The sequence below is a fragment of the Stenotrophomonas sp. STEN031 genome, assembly GCF_056759975.1.
Genome location: NZ_JBRREA010000006.1, coordinates 1 through 17,670 on the forward strand (window position 1 = coordinate 1; position 17,670 = coordinate 17,670).

General features: G+C 66.2%; 15 protein-coding genes. 8 read left to right on the top strand and 7 right to left on the bottom strand.

Annotation, left to right across the window (positions count from 1 at the left end; translation table 11 throughout):
* Positions 1–359: 359 nt before the first annotated feature.
* The 4 genes from ACVOLQ_RS04075 to hemH all read right to left on the bottom strand — a co-directional run bounded on the left by ACVOLQ_RS04075 (position 360) and on the right by hemH (position 4,960).
* Positions 360–2,522, bottom strand: a complete 2,163-nt coding sequence (locus tag ACVOLQ_RS04075) for a methyl-accepting chemotaxis protein (protein ID WP_481527168.1) — start codon at positions 2,520–2,522, stop codon at positions 360–362.
* Positions 2,523–2,535: 13 nt separating this feature from the next.
* Positions 2,536–3,012 carry a hypothetical protein gene (locus ACVOLQ_RS04080; protein ID WP_481527169.1) on the bottom strand — a complete coding sequence of 159 codons (477 nt, stop codon included), beginning with the start codon at positions 3,010–3,012 and terminating at the stop codon, positions 2,536–2,538.
* 125 nt (positions 3,013–3,137) lie between these two features.
* Positions 3,138–4,001, bottom strand: coding sequence for an alpha/beta fold hydrolase (locus ACVOLQ_RS04085; protein WP_481527170.1), 864 nt, complete (start codon positions 3,999–4,001; stop codon positions 3,138–3,140).
* On the bottom strand, positions 3,998–4,960 hold the full coding sequence (gene hemH / locus ACVOLQ_RS04090) for a ferrochelatase (RefSeq protein ID WP_481527171.1): 963 nt from the start codon (positions 4,958–4,960) through the stop codon (positions 3,998–4,000). The genes ACVOLQ_RS04085 and hemH overlap by 4 nt, the downstream gene beginning before the upstream one ends.
* Before the next feature lie 146 nt (positions 4,961–5,106).
* Between hemH and ACVOLQ_RS04095 the strand changes: the two genes are divergently transcribed.
* The 8 genes from ACVOLQ_RS04095 (at position 5,107) to ACVOLQ_RS04130 (ending at position 13,710) form a co-directional block, all read left to right on the top strand.
* Positions 5,107–6,015, top strand: a complete 909-nt coding sequence (locus ACVOLQ_RS04095; protein ID WP_313172786.1) for a lipid-binding SYLF domain-containing protein — start codon at positions 5,107–5,109, stop codon at positions 6,013–6,015.
* 74 nt (positions 6,016–6,089) lie between these two features.
* The gene (gene tatA / locus ACVOLQ_RS04100) at positions 6,090–6,317 is read left to right on the top strand and encodes a Sec-independent protein translocase subunit TatA (protein WP_313172785.1); all 228 of its coding nucleotides are present in this window, start codon (positions 6,090–6,092) and stop codon (positions 6,315–6,317) included.
* 15 nt (positions 6,318–6,332) lie between these two features.
* Positions 6,333–6,845 carry a Sec-independent protein translocase protein TatB gene (gene tatB / locus ACVOLQ_RS04105; protein ID WP_481527172.1) on the top strand — a complete coding sequence of 171 codons (513 nt, stop codon included), beginning with the start codon at positions 6,333–6,335 and terminating at the stop codon, positions 6,843–6,845.
* The gene (gene tatC, locus ACVOLQ_RS04110; protein ID WP_481527173.1) at positions 6,842–7,591 is read left to right on the top strand and encodes a twin-arginine translocase subunit TatC; all 750 of its coding nucleotides are present in this window, start codon (positions 6,842–6,844) and stop codon (positions 7,589–7,591) included. The genes tatB and tatC overlap by 4 nt, the downstream gene beginning before the upstream one ends.
* A gap of 98 nt (positions 7,592–7,689) precedes the next feature.
* On the top strand, positions 7,690–11,292 hold the full coding sequence (locus tag ACVOLQ_RS04115) for a response regulator (protein ID WP_481527174.1): 3,603 nt from the start codon (positions 7,690–7,692) through the stop codon (positions 11,290–11,292).
* The gene (locus ACVOLQ_RS04120) at positions 11,277–12,143 is read left to right on the top strand and encodes a CheR family methyltransferase (RefSeq protein ID WP_313172781.1); all 867 of its coding nucleotides are present in this window, start codon (positions 11,277–11,279) and stop codon (positions 12,141–12,143) included. Before ACVOLQ_RS04115 ends, ACVOLQ_RS04120 begins: the two co-directional genes overlap by 16 nt.
* The gene (locus ACVOLQ_RS04125) at positions 12,140–12,721 is read left to right on the top strand and encodes a chemotaxis protein CheB (protein WP_313172780.1); all 582 of its coding nucleotides are present in this window, start codon (positions 12,140–12,142) and stop codon (positions 12,719–12,721) included. Before ACVOLQ_RS04120 ends, ACVOLQ_RS04125 begins: the two co-directional genes overlap by 4 nt.
* Positions 12,712–13,710 (top strand): diguanylate cyclase domain-containing protein, encoded by a 999-nt coding sequence (locus ACVOLQ_RS04130; RefSeq protein WP_481527175.1) that lies wholly within the window; start codon positions 12,712–12,714, stop codon positions 13,708–13,710. Before ACVOLQ_RS04125 ends, ACVOLQ_RS04130 begins: the two co-directional genes overlap by 10 nt.
* A 57-nt stretch (positions 13,711–13,767) precedes the next feature.
* On the opposite strand, the gene ACVOLQ_RS04135 is transcribed toward ACVOLQ_RS04130, so the two are convergent.
* The 3 genes from ACVOLQ_RS04135 to ACVOLQ_RS04145 form a co-directional block, all read right to left on the bottom strand.
* On the bottom strand, positions 13,768–14,670 hold the full coding sequence (locus tag ACVOLQ_RS04135; protein ID WP_481527176.1) for a BPSS1780 family membrane protein: 903 nt from the start codon (positions 14,668–14,670) through the stop codon (positions 13,768–13,770).
* 482 nt (positions 14,671–15,152) lie between these two features.
* On the bottom strand, positions 15,153–15,878 hold the full coding sequence (locus ACVOLQ_RS04140; RefSeq protein WP_481527177.1) for a glutamine amidotransferase: 726 nt from the start codon (positions 15,876–15,878) through the stop codon (positions 15,153–15,155).
* The gene (locus ACVOLQ_RS04145; RefSeq protein WP_481527239.1) at positions 15,875–17,647 is read right to left on the bottom strand and encodes a GspE/PulE family protein; all 1,773 of its coding nucleotides are present in this window, start codon (positions 17,645–17,647) and stop codon (positions 15,875–15,877) included. Before ACVOLQ_RS04145 ends, ACVOLQ_RS04140 begins: the two co-directional genes overlap by 4 nt.
* Positions 17,648–17,670 lie beyond the last annotated feature (23 nt).

A 17,670-nucleotide genomic window follows, 5' to 3' on the forward strand; every position in this document is an offset into this window, starting at 1 on the left:
CGCTTCTCCCACCACCCAAAACCCCAAACCCGAAACCCAAACACGAAACGCCAAAACGCAAAAGCCAACAGCCAAAAGCCAAAAGCCAAAAGCCAAAAGCCAAAAGCCAAAAGCACCCCTCCCCAACCCTCCCCTTGCCTGCGGCAAAGGGAGGGAGAACGGCGGGCGCTGCCGGCGTCGAAGCAGCTGCCAAGTGCATGCTCCGTCCCCTCCCTTTGCCGTAGGCAAGGGGAGGGCTAGGGAGGGGTGCCTTTGCTCCCGCTCCTGCTACTGCTATCTCTATCTCTATCTCTATCTCTGCAACAGCCGTAGCAAAAGAAAATGCAGAAACAAAGGCAATCCTTCCAGCTGCAACAACCTCATCCCGCCCGCCGCATCACTCCGATCTCAGCCTCAATCTCCGCCGAATAGCGGAACACCGAAACCGCCTCCGCCAAGGCATCTGCCTGCGCTTCCATCGAACGCGCGGCCGCGCTGGCTTCTTCCACCAGGGCGGCATTCTGCTGGGTGGTCTCATCCATCTGCACGACGGTGTGATTGACCTGCTCGATGCCGGCCGACTGTTCCTGCGAGGCTGCCGCAATCCGCGCGACGATGTCGCTGACCTGCTGTACCGAACCGACGATCTCATTCATGGTGCTGCCGGCCTGCGCCACCAACGCGGCACCATCATCCACCTTGCCCATCGAATCGACGATCAGCTCCTTGATCTCGCGCGCGGCCGTGGCCGAGCGCTGCGCCAGGCTGCGGACTTCCGACGCCACCACCGCGAAGCCGCGGCCCTGCTCGCCGGCACGCGCGGCCTCCACTGCGGCATTCAGTGCCAGGATGTTGGTCTGGAAGGCGATGCCGTCGATCACGCCGATGATTTCGGCAATCCGCTTGGATGACAGCTCGATCGCCTGCATCGTCGCGACCACCTGGCCAACCACATCGCCGCCACGTGCGGCGACATCGGCCGCACCCACTGCCAGCTGGTTGGCGTGGCGGGCCGACGCCGCGTTCTCGCGCACGGTCGAAGTCAGTTCCTCCATCGAGGCGGCGGTTTCCTCCAGGTTGGCGGCCTGTTGCTCGGTGCGGCGCGACAGGTCGTCATTGCCTGCAGCCAGTTCGTGGGCGGCGCTGTTGATCGCCAGCGAGCACTGTTTGATCTGGCCTACGATCCCGGTCAGGCGTTCGGCGGTCAGGTTGGCGTCGATCTTCATCGCCTCGAAATCGCCGGCGTAGTCACCGCGCACACGATGGTCCAGGTCGCCAGCGGCCAACGCGGACAGCATCGCGCGCAGTTCACCGGTGGTGGTGGCGACCACCTCCAGCAGCTGGTTGATGCCGGTGGTGAGGGTCTGGATGAAGCCGGTTTCGGCTACGGTCTGCAGGCGCTGGTCGAGCGCACCGGCCGAGGCGGCGGCGACGATGTCGGCCACGCTGTTCTCCAGCAGCAGTTCCTGGGTGCGGTCATGCCACTCCACCGCGAAGCCGCTGCGGCTGCCGTCAGCGTTGAACACCGGCGTCACCACCTGGCTGAAATGTACCGGACCGATCCTGATCTGGCCGTTGTGGGGCTTCTGCAGTTGGTCGAGCATGCCGCGGATGCGCGCCGGGTTGGCGTGGAAGCGATGGATGCTGCTGCCGATCAAGGTGTCGACGTTGAAGTCGGGGAAGGCCTTGCGCAGCGTTTCCTGCTGGTTGCGCAGCAGCGCCACCACGGAACGGTTCACGTAGCGGATGATGTGCTCGTTGTCGGCGATCATCATGCCGGTACGGGAGGCGTCCAGCGAGGCGCGGATCTGGGTGTTCTCGTGGTGCAGGGCGGTTTCCTGCTGGTGCCGTTGGGCAAGCTGGTGGCGCATCCGCAGCACGCCGTCGGCGAGGCTGCCGGGTGCGACCCGATGGTCGTCACCGATGGCGTCACTGTCTTCGCCACTGGCGATGGCATCCACCATCGCGCGCAGGCGCGCGGGCGCTGCGCCCAGGGTCAGTACCTGGCGGCGCAGCTGCACCGCCATCGCGCTGATGAAGGCGGTTTCCACCACCACGTACAATGCGTGCAGCAACACGATGCCGAAGCCACTGCCCGCAGCGAAGGCGCGTACCGGCAGGCCACGCGTCTGCAGCCAATAGAAGGCCAGGTGATGCACGCTGATCGCGGCGGCAGCAACCACCACCGGGATCCAGTCGCGGTAGTACAGCAGCAGCGCGATCACCACGAAGACACCGAAATGCATCTCCACCAGGCCGTTGGCCTGCTGGATGGTGGCGGCGACCAGCGCCATCAGCACCAAGGCCACGGTGACCCGGCTGAGCAGGCTGCCCGGTGCCAGCTTGATCTGCACCGCCATCAGCGCCAGCGAAGGCAGGCTGACGGCGTAGAACGGCAGCCACTGCCCCGACCACAGCGCCAGCGCCAGCGAGGCCAGGCCGAGGATCAGGCCGAAGTACAGGAACAGTCGGTCCGCCGCGCAGGCCAGCTGCGTGTAATAGGCGTCGGGAGGTGGCGTCGTGGCGTGGGGGCGAGCGGACATCGGGAACTCCTGGTCAACAGGAACAGCGGGAGGGAAGGAAGAGCGGCGGGCTGCGTTCGGTGAGCAAGGCCGGCAGCCAGCTGGCCAAAGCTGCATCGCTGCGGCCACAGGCCAGTGCCGACGGACGCAGCGGACCGGCATAGAGCGGGTGGCCATCGGCCGCCAGCACCAGCAGCTCGTAGGCGGCGGTGGTGGTCAGGGTGAGGGTGCGCGCGCCGTGTGCCTGAAGCGCGATGTTGAGCTGTTGCCAGGCCTGCTCGTCCTGTACGCAATCGCAACCGGGCGTGTTCAGCCGGATTGCCAACGGCGCGGCCGTTGCAGGCAGTTGCCCCTGTGCGCGCAGTCCATCCACCAGCGCAGTCACCGCCGCTTCGTCACCACCGGGGCGGTGGCCGAGCGCGGCTACGCTGGTCGTGGTCCAACCCAGCCAGCAGGCGAGCAGGATCAGGCCGGTGATGACACCGGGCCGGAGGGCGGGGCGGGGGAGCATGCGATGGTGGGACGCGCAGCACCCGTTGCGAGGCTGCGGGACTTCTTCTCGATTACGGCAATGCCGGGGTTATCGGCTGCCGTACGCACTACTGAACCCGGTGGCGTACACACCGGGTGTCTTATTCAGCTGGCGTCGGGCAATGCAGCGATGAAGTCTCGGATGATCGCTGCGACGGCCCCGGGGTCGTCCATGTGCACATGGTGATGGCCGGGCAGGGTGTGCAGGCGTCCATCGGGCAGCAACGCCGCGCGCTGGCTGCGTTCCGGTTCCGGGAAGTAAGGCTGGGCCGGGGTGGCGTAGATCACCTGCACCGGGCAGAGGATGGCGCTGACCACATCGCAGACCTGTTCCTCGGTCATGCGCACGGCGGTGGGCAGCATCAGCCGCGGATCGCTGCGCCAGCTCCAGCCGCCGTCGACGGTTTTGACCCCGCGTTCAATCAGCAGGCGTGCGGAGGCCTCGCTGAGCTGGTTGACCATCATCCGCGCGCGGACCGGCGCGCTCAGGTCGGGGAATACCCGCAGCTGCTTGGCGTCCAGCTTCAGCATCGCTTCCACATAGGTGCGCAGGCGCTGCACGGTTTCCCCGGCCGGGGCGGTGAGGCCGCCCAGGGCCTCGATCGATACCAGTGCCTGCACCCGTTCACCGGCCACCGCAGCGACCAGGCTGGCAATCGCCGCACCCATCGAATGGCCCAGCAATACAAAGCGCTCCCAGCCCAGTGCATCGGCAATGGCCAGGGTCTGCACGATCGCGTGCGGGGTGGTGTAGGGCGTGGTCAGCGGCAGATGGTCGCTGTAGCCATGGCCGGGCAGGTCGACCATCACCAGGTCGAGCGTGGGCAGTTGCGCGGCCAGCGGCAGGAAGCTGGCTGCATTGTCGAGCCAGCCGTGCAGGGCCAGCACTTTCAGGCCATCCGGGTTGCCGGCGCGCAGGCCGGCGACGCGGATGCCATCGAGCTGCAGTTCAAAAGGCGTTGCGTTCATGCCGGCTGCGCCGCCGCCAGCGCGGCCAACGCAGCGGCATGGGCGCTGCTGTCATTGAGGCAGGGAATGTAGCGCATGCGCGCGCCACGTTCGGCCAGGGTTTCGGTGAAGCCCATCTGCACTTCTTCCAGGGTTTCCAGGCAATCGGTGGCAAAACCCGGGCAGACCACGTCCAGGGTCTTGATGCCGCCTTCGGCCAGTTCCCATAGCCGCGGCTCGGCGTAGGGCTGTAGCCAGCGCTCGCGGCCAAAACGCGATTGATAGGCCAGCTCCCAGTCATCGCGGGTCAGGCCGAGCGCCGTGGCAATGGCCTTGGCGCTGGCCTCGCAGCGCTGCGGGTAGGGATCGCCAGCGTCGGCCAAGCGTTGCGGGATGCCATGGAAGGAGAACATCAGCTTGCCGCCGCGGCCATGTTCGGCCCAGTAATCGGCAATGGAGGCGGCGACCGCCGCGACCCAGGCCGGGTCGTCGGCGTAGTCGCGGATGGTCTGCACCGTCACCGTCGGATTGCGTGCCTGCCATTGCTGGACGCGGTCCTCGATGGAGGCGGTGGTGGTGGTGGAGTATTGCGGATACAGCGGCAGCACCACGATCCGCTGCATGCCTTCGGCGGCCAATGCATCCAGCGCGGGCAGCAGGGCCGGCTCGCCGTAGCGCATGGCCTCGCGCACCCGCCACTGCGGCAGCTGGCCCTGCATCGCCTCGGCCAGGCGGCGGGTATAGACCGCCAGCGGCGAGCCTTCGGGCAACCAGACCTGGGCGTACTTCTGCGCCGAACGGCCGCTGCGCAGGGGCAGGATCAGCCCGTGCAGCAGCGGTTTCCATAGCAGGGCGGGGATGGACACCACGCGGGGGTCGCTGAGGAATTCGGCCAGATAGCGCCGCACCGCAGGAGCGGTCGGTGTCTCGGGCGTGCCTAGATTGACCGCGAGCAGCGCGGTGATGGGTGCGTCGGACATTCGGCCATTTTCGCAGGTATGGGCGGGGAAGGGAGCGCAGCAGGTTTGCTGTAGTGCCTCACGCCCGCTCACCAGCTATTCAGAGCCACGCTACTAATTTCAGGCACTTGCGCTATCTTTCTATGCATCGACCTACGGAGTTACCCATGCGCCGCCTGCCGTGCCTCGTTCTGCTGCTGTCCGCGAGCCTGTTGTCCGCCACCGCCGTGGCCGGTCCGCAGGAAGATCAGCGCGCCCGCAATGCGGTGCGGGTGCTCAATGAAATCCAGGACATCCCCGAGCAGGCGATCCCGGACAAGCTGCTCGATGAAGGCCGCGCCATCATCGTCATCCCCGACACGATCAAGGCCGGCCTGGTGCTGGGTGGGCGTCGTGGTCATGGCCTGATGTCGGTGAAAACGGCCGATGGCAGCTGGTCCAACCCCGTATTCATCAAGCTTACCGGCGGCAGCATTGGCTTCCAGGCCGGCGTGCAGTCTTCGGACGTGATCCTGGTGTTCCGCAACGACCGCAGCCTGGACAATATCGTCAACGGCAAGTTCACCCTCGGCGCCGACGCCGGTGTCGCCGCAGGCCCGGTCGGTCGCAGTGCCGCTGCGGCCACCGATGGCCAGCTCAAGGCCGAGATCTGGTCGTGGTCGCGCGCCCGCGGTCTGTTTGCTGGCGTGGCGCTGGATGGCGCGGCCCTGCAGATCGACGACGCCGCCAACCTCGATGCCTACGGCCAGAACACCACCCCGCGCATGATCCTGGAAGGCCGCCTGAATACTGCGCCGTCGTCCGACGTGGTGTCCTTCCGCGACCGCCTGGAAGAGTCCACCTACGCCGCGCGTGAAAAGCGCGGTACCCAGGGCAGCGGCGCACCGGTGGCGGCAAGCGCGCCGCGCAGCAATGCGGTCAGCGTGCAGGCACCGGCAGCCACGACCACCACCGGTACCGATACCGCGACCACCGCGCCGTTGCAGCACGCCACGACTGAACCGGCGCCGCAGCAGGGTTTCCAGCCGGTTTCCGAAGGTGAAATCCGCACCGAGAGCCTGGACGGCGGCAACTGACCTTTGGCATAGCGATCAGCGAATACCTTGTGCGCTATGCTCAACAACCTCCACACAGATAACGCGAGCAGATCATGGGCAGTTTCAGCATCTGGCACTGGTTGGTCGTGCTGGTCATCGTGCTGCTGGTGTTTGGCACCAAGCGGTTGACGAGCGGCGCCAAGGATCTGGGCAGTGCGGTCAAAGAGTTCAAGAAAGGTATGCGTGACGAGGACAAGCCGGCTGCACAGCTGGGCGACGAATCGCGCGATGCCGCCAAGAGCGGCGAGAAGCAGGCCGAGCACGACCGCGACGCGCGCTGATCCTGAGCGTTCGACGTGTTTGATATCGGCTTCAGCGAACTGCTGCTGATCGCAGTGGTCGCCCTGGTGGTCCTCGGCCCGGAACGTCTGCCCAAGGCAGCGCGTTTTGCCGGGCTGTGGGTACGTCGTGCCCGCAACCAGTGGGATTCGGTCAAGCAGGAGCTGGAACGCGAACTGCATGCCGAAGAACTCAAGCGCAACCTGCAGGATGTACGCCAGTCGATGCAGCAGGCCGAGGCCGGGCTGCACGACCAGGCCGGGCAGGTGCGTGAGCAGGCCGATGCGTTCAAGCGCGAGGTGGAGTTGCCGGAATCGGCCGCTGAGCGGGTGATCGAACCGCGCGCCATCGAGCCGCGGCCGGTCGCGCCCACCGCCACGCCGGAAGCTGCGCTGCCTGTGTCGGCAGAATCCGAGCCCTCGCAGCCGACGGCGGCGGTCGACAGCCAGGCTGCCACCGATGCCGAGATCAATCGCAGCATCCCGCTGGGTGACGTGCCGGCACCGGCCAGCCAGGAGCGCAGCCCATGAGCGCGGCGGATTTCAACGAAAGCAGCCTGATCGAGCACCTGATCGAGCTGCGCTCACGGGTAGTCCGCGCGCTGCTGGGTCTTGGTGTGGTGCTGCTGGCATTGATGCCGTTCTCGCGCACCCTGTACACCCATCTGGCCACGCCGCTGATCTCGCAGCTGCCGGCCGGGCAATCGATGATCGCCACCAATCCGGCTGGTGCGTTCTTCGCGCCGTTGAAGCTGACCTTCTTCGCCGCCCTGTTCGTGGCGGTGCCATGGCTGCTGTACCAGGCCTGGGCATTCGTGGCGCCGGGGCTGTACGCCCGTGAGAAGCGCCTGGCGGTGCCGCTGCTGGGCTCGGCGGTCGCCCTGTTCTACATCGGTTGTGCGTTCGCCTTTTTCCTGGTGTTGCCGGCGGTCTTCCATTTCCTGACCACCTTCCGCCCGGATGTGATCGCCATCACGCCCGATGCCAATGCCTACCTGGATTTCGTGCTGGCCATCTTCTTTGCCTTCGGTGCCAGCTTCGAGCTGCCGGTGGCGATGGTGATCCTGGTCCTGCTGGGCTGGGTGAGCCCGCAGCAGCTGCGTGAAGGCCGCGGTTACGCGATCGTCGGTATCTTTGTGCTGGCCGCGGTGCTGACCCCGCCGGATGTGGTCTCCCAGCTGATGCTGGCGATCCCCATGTGTTTCCTTTACGAGCTGGGCATCCATGCGGCCCGCTGGCTGCAGCCGCGCGACCAGGGCAAGACGGCGGCGCCCTGATTCAACCGTAGCAGGCGGTAGTCAGCAATCTGCGCTATTTTCACTGAAAAGAGGCCGCGCGGATTGGCAGGCGTGGTAGCACCCCGGGGGACCCCTGCATGACGCAAAAGAAGAGTAGCTGGATCAACAATGTGCCCCTGCTGAGCAAGATGCTGGCGGCATTTGGCTTGGTTTTCCTCTGTTTCCTGGCCACCAGCGTGGTCAGTTACCGTACCTCCGGACGCGACGATGACGCGCGCCGCCACGAGGGCGTGCAGATCGAAGTGATCCGTCAGGTCGAGGATGCGATCCAGGCTGTGCGCCTGCAGCAGATCGCCGTCCGCAATTACCTGTTGGGCGATGGCGAGAGCCATATGGACGCGCTGTCCAGGCAGCGCGCACGCCGTGACACCGCATTGACCGCGGCATTGACCGCCGCCGGCACCGATGCGGTGGCCGAGCGCCTGCGCCGCACGCAGCTGCAGGCCAGCCGTTGGGATGAGGAAGTGATGTCGGTGCTGCGGCCAGCGGCCGGCGCGGCCCCGCTCACCCAGGTGCAGCAGCTGGATGCACTCAGCAACGGCGGCCAGGGCAATGCGCTGGCCGACGCGCTGGATGAGATCTACGACGCGGAGATGACCCAGCTGCTCAGCGACCGCAGCCAGATGAGCCGCTGGATCGCCCGCGCGCACACGATTTCGCTGGTGCTGCTGGTGCTGGGTTTCATCATCATCATTCTTGCGCTGTGGATGATCTCGCGGCTGGTGGTGAACCCGATCAACCGCCTGACCGACAAGATGACGCGCCTGTCCAATGGCGAGCTGGACGTGGAAATCGCCGGCCTGCAGCGCGGTGACGAGATCGGTGAGATCGCCCGAGCGCTGGAGGTCTTCCGGCGCAACTCGCTGGAGTCGCGTGATGCCAACTGGGTCAAGCTCAGTGTCGGTGAAGTTGGCGGCGAACTGCAGGTTGCACAGACCCCGGACGACTACGCGCAGGCATTGGTTTCGCAGATCGCGCCGCGTATCGAGGCGCCGATCGGCGTGTTCTTCGCCTGGAACGAGGAAGAGAAGCTGCTGCGCCTGCAAGGCAGCTACGGCTTCCAGCGGCGCAAGCACCTGGGCCTGCAATACGGGCTGGGCGACGGACTGATCGGGCAGGCGGCGCTGGAGCGCAAGCGCATCAGCGTGCAGCAGGTGCCGGATGACTTCTTCGGCGTGCACTCGGCACTGGGCGAGGCGCAGCCGCGCCACCTGGTGGCGGTGCCGCTGCTGTTGAAGGACCGCCTGCTGGGCGTGTTCGAGTTCGGCACCTTCGGCCATTTCAGTACTACCCAGGAAGCCTTCATCGACGCCGTGCTGCCGACCGTGGCACTGGGCCTGGACAATATCTGCCGCGCCGACGAGACCCAGCTGCTGCTGGATCGTACCCGTGCCCAGGCCGAGGAACTGCAGGTCTCGCAGCTGGCCTTGCAGGCGCAGGAAGAAGAGCTGCGCGCCACCAACGAAGAACTGCAGGGCAAGACCGTCGAGCTGGAAGAGCAGGCCCAGCGCCTGTCTGCGTCGGAAGAAGAACTGCGCGTGCAGGCCGAGGAACTGCAGGCCTCCAACGAAGAGCTGCGGCAGAAGACCGAAGTGCTCAACGAACAGAAGGACGTGCTGCAGGTATTGCAGCGCGAGACCGAGTTCAAGGCGCAGGAGCTGGCGCGCGCCAGCCAGTACAAGACCGACTTCCTGGCCAATATGTCGCACGAGCTGCGCACCCCGCTCAACAGCCTGCTGATCCTGTCCAAGGAACTGGCCGAGAACGAGAGCGGCCACCTGGACGCGGAGGAAGTGGAGGCCGCCGCGGTCATCCATGACTCCGGTTCCAACCTGCTGCGCCTGATCAACGACATCCTCGATCTGTCCAAGATCGAGGCCGGCAAGATGGACGTGTACCGCGAAGAAGTGAAGGTCGACGCCATCACCCGCGAGGTGACACGCCACTTCCGCCATATGGCGATGGAGAACCGCCTGGAGTTCGCCATCGAGGTGGACCCGTCGATGCCCGAAGCGCTGGTCACCGATCGCTCCAAGCTGCAGCAGGTACTCAACAACCTGCTCGGCAATGCCTTCAAGTTCACCCGCGAAGGCTCGGTGACCCTGCATATGGCGATGGCTGACAACGCCATGCTGACCCGCATCGGCGCCGCTGCCGATGCGCAGCACGTGGCGCTGAGCGTGCGTGATACCGGCATCGGCATTCCCGAAGAACGCCTGGATTCGATCTTCGAGGCCTTCGAGCAGGTCGATTCCAGCACCAGCCGCCACTACGGTGGCAGCGGCCTGGGCCTGGCCATTGCACGGCGCCTGGCGCAGCTGCTGGGCGGCCAGCTGGTGGTGGACAGCGAACAGGACAAGGGCAGCAGCTTCAGCCTGGTGCTGCCGCTGTTGTCGGCGGGCCTCAGCAGCGCAGTGGCGGCGACGCAGGCAACCATCGAGCAGCGTCCGGCGCCCACGCCGGGCCCGGCCCGTGTCGCCACCGCGCAGCTGATCGACTGGATTCCCGATGACCGCCACGCCATCGCCGCCGGCGAGACGGTGATCCTGACGGTGGAGGACGACCCGGCCTTCGCCCGCATCCTGGTCGACCTGATCCGCCGCAAGGGCCACCGCGCGCTTGCCGCCGCCGATGGCGAAAGCGGCCTGGAACTGGCACGCCGTTATCGCCCCACCGGCATCCTGCTGGACGTGATGTTGCCGGGCATGGACGGCTGGTCGGTGCTGCAGCACCTCAAGCATGACCCGGTCACCGCCGCCATCCCGGTGCACTTCATCTCCGCCGTGGATGAGGCCGCCAAGGGCGTAGCCCTGGGTGCGGTCGGCTACCTGACCAAGCCGGTGGATCGCAAGGCACTGGTGGCCGCGTTCGACCACCTGCTGGATGTGGCCGGCAAGATCGTGCGCAAGTTGTTGCTGGTCGACGACGATCCGGATTCGCGGCTGGCGTTGACCCGCCTGCTGCAGGCCGACAACGTCGAGATCGACCAGGTTGCCTCTGGTGAGGAGGCATTGGAGCGCATCGCCACCCACAGCTACGACTGCATCGTGCTGGACCTCAACCTGGGCGGCATTTCCGGCATCGAATTCCTGGAGAAGGCCGCCACGCTGGTGGCGGTGCCGCCGGTGGTGATCTATTCCGGCCAGGACCTGAGCCGCGAGGACAGCCTCAAGCTGCGCCAGTACACCGACAGCATCGTGATCAAGGGCCAGCGTTCGCCCGAGCGCCTGCTTGATGAGGTGAGCCTGTTCCTGCACAGCATCGGTTCGCGCGGTGCCAACGCCACGCCGTCCGACGACAATAATCTGGGCGGCCGCCAGGTGCTGCTGGTCGATGACGACATGCGCAACCTGTTTGCCCTGTCCAAGTCGCTGCGCGCGCGCGGCGTCAACGTGTCGATGGCGCAGGACGGTTACAAGGCGCTGCAACAGCTGCAGGAGAACCCGTCCATCGAGCTGGTGTTGATGGACATCATGATGCCGGGCATGGACGGCTACGAAACCACCCGCGAGATCCGCAAGCTGCCGCAGTGGAGCAACCTGCCGATCATCGCCGTCACCGCCAAGGCGATGCACGGCGACCGTGACAAGTGCCTGGACGCCGGTGCCAATGACTACCTCACCAAACCGGTGGACCTGGACAAGCTGCTGTCGATGATGCGCGTATGGCTGCAAAAGTAGGCCCGGTCACACCACAGGCGCAACGCGATGACATCGACGACATCGAGGTCGATGCCTTCATCACCGCGATGTCGCGCCGGCATGGCTATGACTTCACTGGTTACGCGCCGTCTTCGCTGAAGCGGCGGGTGCTGGCGCTGGCGCATGGGCTGAGCCTGCCCAGCGTCAGCGAGTTGACCGCGCGCGTGCTGCGCGAGGACGAGATGGTGCCGCAGGTGATCGCCAAGCTGTCGGTGCCGGTGTCGGAGATGTTTCGCAACCCGGCGGTGTTCCGCAAGCTGCGCGACGAGGTTTTTCCGGTACTGGCCTCCTACCCGCAGATCAATATCTGGCAGGCCGGTTGCGCGCATGGGCAGGAGGTCTACTCGTTGGCCATCCTGCTGAAGGAGGCCGGCCTGTACGATCGCTGCCAGATCTATGCCACCGACTTCAGCGATGAAGCGCTGGCCAAGGCGCAGGAAGGCATCTTCCCGATCCGCGACGCGCGCCTGTATTCGGAGAATTACCTGGCGGCCGGTGGCCGCCACACGCTGTCCGATTACTACCATGCCCGCTACGATTTCATGAAGCTGGATGAACGGCTGAAGGAGCGGGTCACCTTCGCCAACCACAACCTGGTCTGCGATGGCGTGTTCACCGAGGCACAGCTGATACTGTGTCGTAACGTGCTGATCTACTTCTCCGACACGCTGCAGGACCGGGTGCTCGGCCTGTTCCGCAACAGCCTCAGCCGCGGTGGCTTCCTGTGCCTGGGCAACCGCGAATCGATCCGTTTCGCTCCGAGCGCGCGCGATTTCGTGCCGCTGGACGCCGAACTGCGGCTGTACCGCAATGCCGGTGGCCTACTGTGAAAACCGCATCCGGGCAGCCTCCACAGGCGGTTGTGGTGGGGTGCTCGGCCGGCGGGCTGGCGGCCCTGCACCAGTTGCTGGGCGGGCTGTCAGGGCCGCTGCCGGTGCCGATGGTGGTGGTCTGCCACAGCGGTTCGGAGGACATGCGGGTGTTCTGCGAGCTGCTGGCCAGCCGCAGTGGCCTGCCGGTGCAGGAGGCCGAAGAACGCCAGTTGCCTGAACCGGGACGGGTTTATGTGGCCCCCTCGGGCTACCATCTGCTGATGGAGCGCAACGGCCGTTTTGCCCTCAGCATCGACCCGCGGGTGGCATTTTCACGCCCTTCGATCGATGTTCTGTTTGAATCTGCGGCCGAGGTCTGGCGCGAGCAGCTGGTGGCTGTGTTGATGACCGGGGCGAATTCCGACGGTGCCGAAGGGTGCGCGCGGATACGACGCTCCGGTGGCACACTGATCGTTCAGGACCCGGAAACGGCGCAAGTGGCTATGATGCCGGCCGCCGCACTGGAGCTGGCTGGCGCCGATTACTGCCTGCCGCTCCCCGAAATTCCCTTTTTGCTGGAAGCATTATGCTCGTGACCAAGCCGGCGGTATTGCAGCGCCCCAAGATCCTCGCGGTGGATGACAACCCCGCCAACCTGCTGGTGATCCGCCGGGTGCTGGCCAAGCTCGACGTGGAAGTGGTCGAGGCCGCATCGGGCAACGATGCACTGAAGGCCACCCTGGACGATGAGTTCGCGCTGGTGCTGCTGGATGTCTACATGCCGGACATCAACGGCTTTGAAGTGGCCGAGATCCTGTCGCAGGAGGAGACCACCCGGCAGACCCCGATCATCTTCGTCACCGCCACCTACGCCGACGACGTGCACCGGCTCAAGGGTTATGGTTTCGGCGCCGTCGACTACATGGCCAAGCCGCTGGAAGCGACCATCCTGTTGTCCAAGGTGCAGGTATTCCTGGAGCTGTACCGGCACCGGGTGGCGTTGCGTGATGCGCTGAGCGAGCTGTCCGCGCGCAACCGCCAGCTGGAGATCGAAGTCGAGCAGCGCAAGCAGATGGAGCAGGAAATGCGCCATCTGGCCATGCATGACATGCCCACCGGCCTGCCCAACCGCGCCTTGTTCATGGACCGGCTGGAAAGTGCGCATCACCGTGCGCAGCGCCACGGCGGCATGTTCGCGCTGGTCTATGTGGACGTGGACCGCTTCAAGGAGGTCAACGACACCTGGGGCCATGGTGCCGGCGATGCGGTGCTGATCGAGCTGGCCGCACGCTTGCGCGGCGCGCTGCGTGAGAACGACACCGTGGCCAGGCTGGGCGGCGATGAGTTCGCGCTGGTGCTGGAAGAACTTGATGACATCAACGACGCCCATCGGCTGATGGCGCGGGTGACGCAGTCGCTGCAGGCGCCGATGCACTACCTGCGTGATGGCGAAGACCTCACCCTGGCTATCGCCGCCAGCATCGGCGTGGCGGCCTATCCTGCGGACGGCGCCGAGGTCGATGCCCTGCTGCATGCGGCCGACCAGGCCATGTACCTGATCAAGCGCAGCCGCGACACGGTGTGAAACAAGAAGGCCGCGCATCTCTGCGCGGCCTTGCTGCAAGCGGCGTGACAGCCTGGATCAGGCTTCGAACACGTGGCCCTTGCTGACCGGCGGCGGGGTCGGGCCTGCCGCATCGGCCGGCGCCAGCATCTGCTTCCACGCCGCATACACGGCACCGGCAAAGACCGGCATCAGGATCGCCATCAACAGCAGCTGGGCAACCGCCATGGCCGCTACCTGGCCGGCGATCAGGCCGATGAACAGCGCCACGATGATCACCGCGAAATAGATCGCGAAGATGGCGATGAAGGCCAATACGAAGAACACCAGCATCGCCGGCAGGTTGTGGATGCTGGCGCGCAGGCTTTCGCGCAGTGCGTGCATGCCACCGGAGCGTTCGAACATCACCTGCGGCGGCATCACGAACAGCGCAAGCGTCAGCGCGACGAAGCTGGCGATCAGCAACAGCAGCCACAGCAGGATGCGCCCGGCCGGCAGCGTCGCCACCAGGGCCTCGATCTGCGCCGGGTCCGGTTGCGCACCGGACTGGCTGAGCTCATTGAGCTTGACCATCACCACCGACAGCTGTTGCAGGCCATCGGTACCGACCAGGACCAGCAGCAGCGTGCCCAGCAGCAGGGCGGCGAACAGTTGTGGCAGCAGGGCGACCAGCAGGTGCGGTGCGCGGCCGTCCTGCACGCCCTGCAGCAAATGCGCAGGTTTGGCGGTTCGGCCCTGGTCGACCTCGCGGATCGCCCACAGCATGCCGCCCATGAACAACGGGCCGGCCAACAACAGCAGCAGCTGCACCACCGAGCCCAGGGCGGGCACCAGCATCGACAGCGACAGCACCAGCGAGGTGCCGACGCCCCACAGGATGCCCAGCGAACCCAGCGCCAGCGGCGCGCGCTTGAGCAGGCCAAAACCGGTCAGCAGCCATTCCGCACCGGCGGAGGCCGGTACCTTGCGAATCTCGCTCATTGCAATTCCGAAACGGGGGAGTGCGCGGGCAACAGGCCGGCGCTGGGCGGATTATCGCCTGAAACCCGGCTCGGGTTTATGAGGACAAAGTAACGGTGGGGTTTGCCCCCTCCCTTTCGCGAAGCGAAGAGGCGGTTGGTAGTACCGAGCCATGCTCGGCAGGGGCTCTACCGGGAAGGCCTCTTGCCGAGCATGGCTCGGCACTACCGGTTGGGTTGTCGGGAAGGCTTCTGCCGAGCATGGCTCGGCACTACCGGTTGGGTTGCCGGGAAGGCTTCTGCCGAGCATGGCTCGGCACTACGGGGTGGATTGCTGGGAAGGCCTCTGCCGAGCATGGCTCGGCACTACATGGGCTGGCCCTTCGGCCTTTGTGGGAGCGGCGTCAGCCGCGAAACCCATGAATCGTCAGATTGCGGAGATGGCCGAAATTGCAGCATTGCCGGCTTCGCGGCTGGCGCCGCTCTTACAAAACAACCGCAGGTTCAATGCGTCTCGCGGCGTACGTGGCGGACAAAACGGCGCAGCAGCTGGCGGGCCAGTGGTGCGGCGCTGACGTCGCGGGCCACGCTGCGGGCGCAGCCGCCATGGCGCGCGATGCAGTCGGCGCGGGCGCGCACATAGCCACGCATGTGGTGGGTGGCGAACTCGGGGTGGAACTGCAGGCCCCAGGCCTGCTCGCCCCAGCGGAAGGCGTGGCAGTTGTCCTGCACCGAGCGGGCCAGCACGGTGGCCCCTTCGGGCGCGCGCAGCACGGTCTGCAGGTGGGTGGCGTGGGCCGGGAAGCTGGCCGGCAGGCCGGCGAACAGTGGGTCGGCCGCGGCCGGGGCCTCCAGCTCCAGGCGGATGGTGCCGGACTCGCGCCCGGCCGGGTTGTAGGCAACCTCGCCGCCCAGCGCATGGGCCAGCAGCTGGTGGCCGTAGCAGATGCCCAGCAGCGGCATGCCGGCGTGGGCGGCGTCACGCAACCAGTCGGCGCTGCGCTCGCTCCAGTCGGCGCGGTCGGTGACGAAGGCGGCCGAGCCGGTGACGATCGTGGCGGCGAAGTCCCTGCGTTCCGGCAGCTGTTCGCCGCGCTCTACGTTGACCACCACGGTATCGGCTTCTTCCAGCCCGGCGGCCACGCGGATCCAGTGCGGGAAACGGCCGTAACGGCGCAGGGTCGGGAACGGTTGCCCGGTTTCAACGATCAAGAACGGCTGGGACTTCATTCCGGTGGCGGTAGTACTGACAGGACTTCCTCGATTGTAGTCAGCCCTGCGGCCACCTTTTCAAGCCCGGTGCGGCGCAGGGTGCGCAGGCCATCGGCTGCCGCGGCCTTGCTGAAACCGGCCAGATCCATGTCGCGGGTGATCAGGGCGCGCAGCCGCGAACCCAGTGGCAGCAGCTCATACAAGCCGATCCGGCCCATGTAACCGGTGCGCCGGCACTCCAGGCAACCGACCGGCGCATATGCCGTGACCACATCTGGTAATGCTTCATGGGCATGACGCAGCGGTGCCCAATCGGCGTCCGTCAGCGTGTCTGGCGCCTTGCAGTGCGGGCACAGGGTGCGCACCAGGCGCTGCGCCAGCACGCCGTTGACGGTGGAGGCGATCAGGTAGTGCGGCACGCCCAGGTCAAGCAGGCGGGTGATCGCCGAGGGCGCGTCGTTGGTATGCAGGGTGGACAGCACCAGGTGCCCGGTCAGCGAGGCCTGGACCGCCATCTGCGCGGTTTCCAGGTCGCGGATTTCGCCGATCATGATGATGTCCGGGTCCTGTCGCAGCAGGGTACGCACGCCGGAGGCGAAATCCAGGTCGATGTTGGTCTGCACCTGCATCTGGTTGAATTCGGGCGCGATCATTTCGATCGGGTCCTCCACCGTGCACACGTTCACGTCCGGCGTGGCCAGCCGCTTGAGTGTGGAATACAGGGTGGTGGTCTTGCCCGAACCGGTCGGGCCGGTGACCAGCACGATGCCATGCGGGCGCGCCACCAGTTCGTTCCAGCCAGCGGCTTCTTCCGGGCTGAAGCCCAGCTGCTCGATGCTCTTGAATGTCGAGTCGGGGTCGAAGATGCGCATCACGCACTTCTCGCCAAACGCGGTCGGCATGGTCGACAGGCGCATCTCCACCTCGCGCCCACCCGGCGAACGGGTCTTGATGCGGCCGTCCTGCGGGCGCCGGCGTTCGGCCAGGTCCATGCGCCCCAGCACCTTGATGCGGCTGACCACCGCGGTCATCACCGACGGCGGCAGCTCGAACACCTTGTGCAGCACGCCGTCGATGCGGAAACGCACCCGGCCCATGTCGCGGCGTGGCTCCAGGTGGATGTCACTGGCGCGCTGCTCGTAGGCGTACTGCAGCAGCCAGTCGACGATGCTGACCACATGGTGGTCGTCGGCATTGACGTCGCCGGCGCGGCCCAGCTCCACCAGCTGCTCGAAGCTGGGCAGGCCGCTGCTGTTGCTGCCGTCGCGGCTGTCGCTGCGGGCGCTGCGCACCGAGCGGGTGACACCGAAAAACTCCATCGAATAACGGTGCAGGTCCAGCGGATTGACCAGTACCGTGTCGATGCGGCGCCGGCTCAGGTGCTGCAGGTCGGGCACCCAGTCGCGCGCCATCGGCTCGCTGGTGGCCACCAGCACGCGCTCGCTGTCCACCGCCAGCGGCAGGATGCGGTGTCGGCGCGCATAGGCGTGGGAGACCACGGCGGTGGCGCCGGCGACGTCGACCCGGGTCGGGTCGATGCGCAGGTAGCGGCAGTGGGTGCGCTGGGCCAGCCATTCGGTCAGCCGCTCCAGGCTCAGCTCGCCGCTGCCCTGCGCGGCGGCCAGTTTGAGGTTGGCCAGCAGCACCAGCGGGTGGACCTCGCTGGCATTGCGCGCGCCCTGCGCGGAAAACCGGATCCGCTCCTGGTCGTGCAGGGCCACCAGCCCATCGGCCAGCAGTGCGCTGGCAATATTGGAAAACTGCAGTCTCCCGGGGGCGATAGCCACCTGCGGTGACGGTGCCTGAGTGC